The sequence below is a fragment of the Streptomyces sp. NRRL WC-3549 genome, assembly GCF_000721935.1.
Lineage (GTDB): Bacteria > Actinomycetota > Actinomycetes > Streptomycetales > Streptomycetaceae > Streptomyces.
Genome location: NZ_KL585436.1, coordinates 11653 through 17133, shown reverse-complemented (window position 1 = coordinate 17133; position 5481 = coordinate 11653). Strand labels below are relative to the sequence as shown.

Annotated in this window: 4 protein-coding genes; 1 reads left to right on the top strand and 3 read right to left on the bottom strand. The window is 71.5% G+C overall.

Annotated features, from left to right (window positions below):
* Positions 1-41 precede the first annotated feature (41 nt).
* From pyk to pta, 3 genes are all read right to left on the bottom strand, one after another.
* The gene (gene pyk / locus IH13_RS0131640) at positions 42-1469 is read right to left on the bottom strand and encodes a pyruvate kinase (protein ID WP_031089766.1); all 1428 of its coding nucleotides are present in this window, start codon (positions 1467-1469) and stop codon (positions 42-44) included.
* Positions 1470-1543: 74 nt separating this feature from the next.
* Entirely contained in the window at positions 1544-2773 is a 1230-nt protein-coding gene (locus tag IH13_RS0131635; RefSeq protein WP_031089764.1) for an acetate kinase, read from the bottom strand.
* A 5-nt stretch (positions 2774-2778) separates the two neighbouring features.
* Entirely contained in the window at positions 2779-4851 is a 2073-nt protein-coding gene (gene pta, locus IH13_RS0131630; protein WP_031089763.1) for a phosphate acetyltransferase, read from the bottom strand.
* Positions 4852-5274: 423 nt separating this feature from the next.
* On the opposite strand from pta, the gene IH13_RS43035 reads away from it, so the two are divergent.
* Positions 5275-5481, top strand: a 207-nt coding sequence (locus IH13_RS43035) for a 6-phosphofructokinase (RefSeq protein WP_031089761.1), incomplete at its 3' end; no start/stop codon positions are given.

The window sequence follows — 5481 nt, the reverse complement described above, 5'->3', positions numbered from 1 at the left end:
CTTCACAGGGGGCGGGCCACAGCCGTGCGGGCGGGGGAGCGTCAGGCGCGCTCGCCGCTCAGGTGGTGCACCCGGACCATGTTGGTGGTGCCGGGGACACCGGGGGGCGAGCCGGCCGTGATGACCATCGTGTCGCCGTCGCTGTAGCGGTTCAGCTTGAGCAGCTCGGCGTCCACCAGGTCCACCATCGCGTCCGTGTTGTCCACGTGCGGCACGACGTAGGACTCCACGCCCCAGCTCAGCGCCAGCTGGTTGCGGGTGGACTCCTCGGTGGTGAAGGCCAGGATCGGCTGCGCCGCGCGGTAGCGGGACAGCCGGCGGGCCGTGTCGCCGGACTTGGTGAAGGCGACCAGCGCCTTGCCGTTCAGGAAGTCCGCGATCTCGGCGGCGGCACGGGCCACCGAACCGCCCTGCGTGCGCGGCTTCTTGCCCGGCACCAGCGGCTGGAGGCCCTTGGAGAGCAGCTCCTCCTCGGCGGCGACGACGATCTTCGCCATCGTCTTGACCGTCTCGATCGGATACGCGCCCACGGAGGACTCCGCCGACAGCATGACCGCGTCCGCGCCGTCCAGGATCGCGTTGGCCACGTCGGACGCCTCGGCACGCGTCGGGCGGGAGTTGGTGATCATCGACTCCATCATCTGGGTCGCCACGATCACCGGCTTGGCGTTGCGGCGGCACAGCTCGATGAGGCGCTTCTGCACCATCGGGACCCGTTCGAGCGGGTACTCGACGGCGAGGTCGCCACGGGCCACCATCACACCGTCGAAGGCGGCGACGACGCCCTCCATGTGCTCCACGGCCTGCGGCTTCTCCACCTTGGCGATGACGGGGACCCGGCGGCCCTCCTCGTCCATCACCTTGTGGACGTCCTTGACGTCCTCCGCGTCCCGCACGAAGGACAGGGCGACCAGGTCGCAGCCCATCCGCAGCGCGAACCGCAGGTCATCGACGTCCTTCTCGGACAGCGCCGGGACGTTGACCGCCGCGCCGGGCAGGTTGATGCCCTTGTGGTCGGAGATCACACCGCCCTCGATGACGATGCTGGTGACCCGGGTCCCCTCGACGGAGACGACCTTGAGCTCGACGTTGCCGTCGTTGATCAGGATCGGGTCGCCCTTGGTGACGTCGGCGGGCAGGCCCTTGTAGGTCGTGCCGCAGATCGACTTGTCGCCCGGGACGTCCTCGGTGGTGATGACGAACTCGTCCCCGCGGACCAGTTCGACCGGGCCCTCCGCGAACTTCGCCAGGCGGATCTTCGGTCCCTGGAGGTCGGCGAGCACGGCGACCGCGCGGCCGGTCTCGGCGGCGGCCTTGCGGACGCGGTCGTAGCGGCCCTGGTGCTCTTCGTGGGTTCCGTGGCTGAAGTTGAAACGGGCCACGCTCATGCCGGCCTCGATCAGAGCCACGAGCTGCTCGTGGGAGTCGACGGCGGGACCGAGGGTACAGACGATTTTGGAACGGCGCATGAGGCGGATCCTATCGGTTTGTTTCGCTGCGGAATATTCCGTCTGGTGGAAGGTACAAAGGTGCGCCCACCCGCTCAGTTGTGGGCCAGTGCGAAGGTCTGGCGGGCGATCTCCAGCTCCTCGTCCGTCGGGACCACGGCCACCGCGACCCGGGCGTCCCCGGGCGAGACGAGCCGGGGTTCGCCGGACCGTACGGCGTTGAGGTCCGGGTCCACGGCCAGGCCGAACCCCTCCAGCCCCGCGAGGGCAGCCTCTCGTACCGGCGCCGAGTTCTCGCCGACCCCCGCCGTGAACACGACCGCGTCCACCCGGCCGAGGACCGCGGCGTAGGCGCCGATGTACTTCTTCAGCCGGTGGATGTAGACGGCGAACGCGAGCGCGGCCCGCTCGTCGCCCTCGTCGACCCGGCGCAGGATCTCCCGCATGTCGTTGTCGCCGCAGAGGCCGACCAGCCCGCTCTTCTCGTTGAGCAGGGCGTCGACCTCGTCCGTGGACATCCCCGCCACCCGTTCGAGGTGGAAGGTGACGGCCGGGTCGACGTCGCCCGAGCGGGTCCCCATGACCAGCCCCTCCAGCGGGGTCAGCCCCATCGAGGTGTCCACGCACCGGCCGCCGGCCACCGCGGAGGCCGAGGCGCCGTTGCCCAGGTGCAGCACGATCATGTTGAGGTCCTCGACGGGCCGGCCCAGCAGTTCGGCCGCCCGCCGGGAGACGTACGCGTGCGAGGTGCCGTGGAAGCCGTAGCGGCGGATGCGGTGGGCGTCCGCGGTCTCCACGTCGATCGCGTACCGGGCGGCGTGCTCCGGCATCGACCGGTGGAAGGCCGTGTCGAAGACCGCGACCTGCGGCAGGTCGGGGCGCAGGGCCCGGGCCGTACGGATCCCCGTGATGTTCGCCGGGTTGTGCAGCGGGGCCACCGGGACGAGCCGTTCGATCTCCTTCAGCACCTCGTCGGTGATCACGGTGGGCTCGCTGAACCGCAGCCCGCCGTGGACCACCCGGTGCCCGATCGCGACCAGCTCGGGGGAGTCCAGGCCGAGACCGTCGGCCGCGAGCTCGTCGGCCGCGGCCTTCAGCGCCTGGTCGTGGTCGGCGATCCGGCCGGAGCGCTCGCGCTTCGGCCCCTCCTGCGGGGTGTGGACCAGCCGGGAGGAGGACTCGCCGATCCGCTCGACGAGCCCGGTCGCCAGCCGTGAGCGGTCGCGCATGTCCAGGAGCTGGTACTTCACCGAGGAGGAGCCGGAGTTGAGGACGAGCACCCGGCTCGCCGTCTCCTCGGGGGTGGTGTCGTGGGTGGTGGACAACTCGTTCACTCCTCGCCCTGCGCCTGGATCGCGGTGATGGCCACCGTCGTCACGATGTCCTGCACCAGGGCGCCCCGCGAGAGGTCGTTGACCGGCTTGCGCAGCCCCTGGAGGACCGGGCCGACCGCGACGGCGCCCGCCGACCGCTGGACGGCCTTGTAGGTGTTGTTGCCGGTGTTCAGGTCGGGGAAGACCAGCACGGTCGCCCGCCCCGCCACCGGTGACTCCGGCAGCTTCATGGCGGCGACGGACGGCTCGACCGCGGCGTCGTACTGGATCGGGCCCTCGATGCTCAGGTCCGGTCGCGAGGCGCGTACCCGCTCCGTGGCCTCGCGCACCTTGTCGACGTCCGCGCCGCTGCCGGAGGTGCCCGTCGAGTACGACAGCATCGCGATACGCGGCTCCACGCCGAAGCGCCGCGCGGTGGCCGCCGACTGCACCGCGATGTCGGCCAGCTGCTCCGCGTCCGGGTCCGGGTTGACCGCGCAGTCGCCGTAGACGAGGACCTTGTCCGCGAGGCACATGAAGAAGACCGAGGAGACGATCGAGGCGTCCGGCTTGGTCTTGATGATCTCGAACGCGGGCCGGATGGTCGCCGCCGTGGAGTGCACCGTGCCGGAGACCATGCCGTCGGCCAGCCCCTCCTCGACCATCAGCGTGCCGAAGTAGTTGACGTCCGAGACGACGTCGTACGCCAGCTCCACCGTCACCCCGCGGTGTGCGCGCAGCATGGCGTACCGCTCGGCGAAGCCCTGGCGCAGCTCGGAGGCCTGCGGGTCGATGAGGCGGGTCCCGGCGAGGTCGATGCCGAGGTCGGCGGCCTTCTTGCGGATGACGTCCACGTCTCCGAGGAGGGTCAGGTCGCAGACGTCGCGGCGCAGCAGCACGTCGGCGGCGCGCAGGACGCGCTCCTCGGTGCCCTCGGGCAGGACGACCCGGCGCCGGTCGGAGCGGGCCTGCTCCAGCAGTTCGTGCTCGAACATCATCGGGGTGACCCGGCCGCTGCGGGCCACCGAGAGCCGCTCCAGCAGGGCGGTGGTGTCCACGTGGCGCTCGAAGACGCCGAGCGCGGTCTCCGCCTTGCGGGGGGTGGCGGCGTTCAACTTGCCTTCCAGGGCGAAGAGTTCGCCCGCCGTGGGGAAGGATCCGCCGGACACCGCGATCACCGGGGTGCCCGGTGCGAGGCGGGCGGCGAGCTTGAGTATCTCCTCGCCGGGGCGCTCGTCCAGCGTCAGCAGCACGCCCGCGATCGGCGGGGTGCCCGCGCTGTGCGCGGCGAGCGAGCCGATGACGAGGTCCGCCCGGTCGCCGGGGGTGACGACCATACACCCCGGGGTGAGGGCCTTGAGCAGGTTCGGCAGCATCGCGCCGCCGAAGACGAAGTCCAGCGCGTCCCGGGCCAGCCCCGAGTCGTCGCCGAGCAGAACCGTTCCGCCCAGGGCCGTGGTGATCTGGGAGACCGTGGGCGCGGACAGCGCGGGTTCGTCCGGCAGCACCGAGCACACCACCGGGAGCTGGTCCGTCAGCCCGTCGGCGATCTCCGCCCGGTCCTCGGCCGCCACCCGGTTCACGATCACCGTCAGGACGTCGCAGCCCAGTGAGGCGTACGCGCGGTAGGCGTTGCGGGCCTCGGACCGCACCGACCCGGCGTCCTGGCCCTGTCCGCCGACCACCGTGATCACCGAGGCGCCGAACTCGTTGGCGAGCCGGGCGTTGAGCGCCAGCTCGTCCGGGAGCTGGGTCGCCGCGAAGTCCGTACCGAGGACCAGCACCACCTCGTACTCGCGGGCCACCCGGTGGAAACGCTCGACGAGCCGGGAGACCAGTTCGTCCGTACCCTGTTCCGCCTGGACCGCGGAGGCCTCGTGGTAGTCCAGGCCGTACACGCTCTCCGGGCTCTGGGAGAGCCGGTAGCGGGCCCGGAGCAGCTCGAAGAGCCGGTCGGGTCCGTCGTGGACCAGCGGACGGAAGACACCCACCCGGTCCACCTGACGCGTCAGTAGCTCCATGACTCCCAGATCGACGACCTGACGGCCGTCCCCCCGGTCGGTCCCGGTCACATACACGCTGCGCGCCACGCGTGCTCTCCCGTCCTGGTCGGCTGGTCCTGCCCTCTTGACGATACCCACCCGGGCGGTTATGCCGCCCGCCGGGAGGAACCGGCCCGGAAGCCGTCCGCCGGGCGCCCGGACCCCTCGGCCGGCCACCTGCCCGACACGGCGTGGGACAATCCGTGGTGACTGACGGTACGGGGCCCCGCGCGCCCTGTGCCGGGGCTGCTCCGCGGTCCCCGGCGGAACGGAGCGCGGTACCGGAGGGCGCGTCGGGGCACTTCCGGGCCGCCCGCATACTGGATGCGTCCGGGTGTCCCGGGACGTGAGGAAGCGGGCCCTGGCCCGTGGCACGGCCGGGTACGTGGCGGGCGGTTGCCGTCGCGCGCCCGCCAGGGACGGACGGGACAGCCCGGAGGCACGGCACTAGCGAGCAGGAGACAGAGCACGATGCGCATCGGAATTCTCACCGCAGGCGGGGACTGCCCCGGCCTGAACGCCGTGATCCGTTCGGTCGTCCACCGTGCCGTGGTGGGGCACGGCGATGAGGTCATCGGATTCGAGGACGGGTTCAAGGGACTGCTCGACGGCCACTTCCGACCCCTCGACCTCAACGCCGTCAGCGGCATCCTGGCCCGCGGCGGCACCATCCTCGGT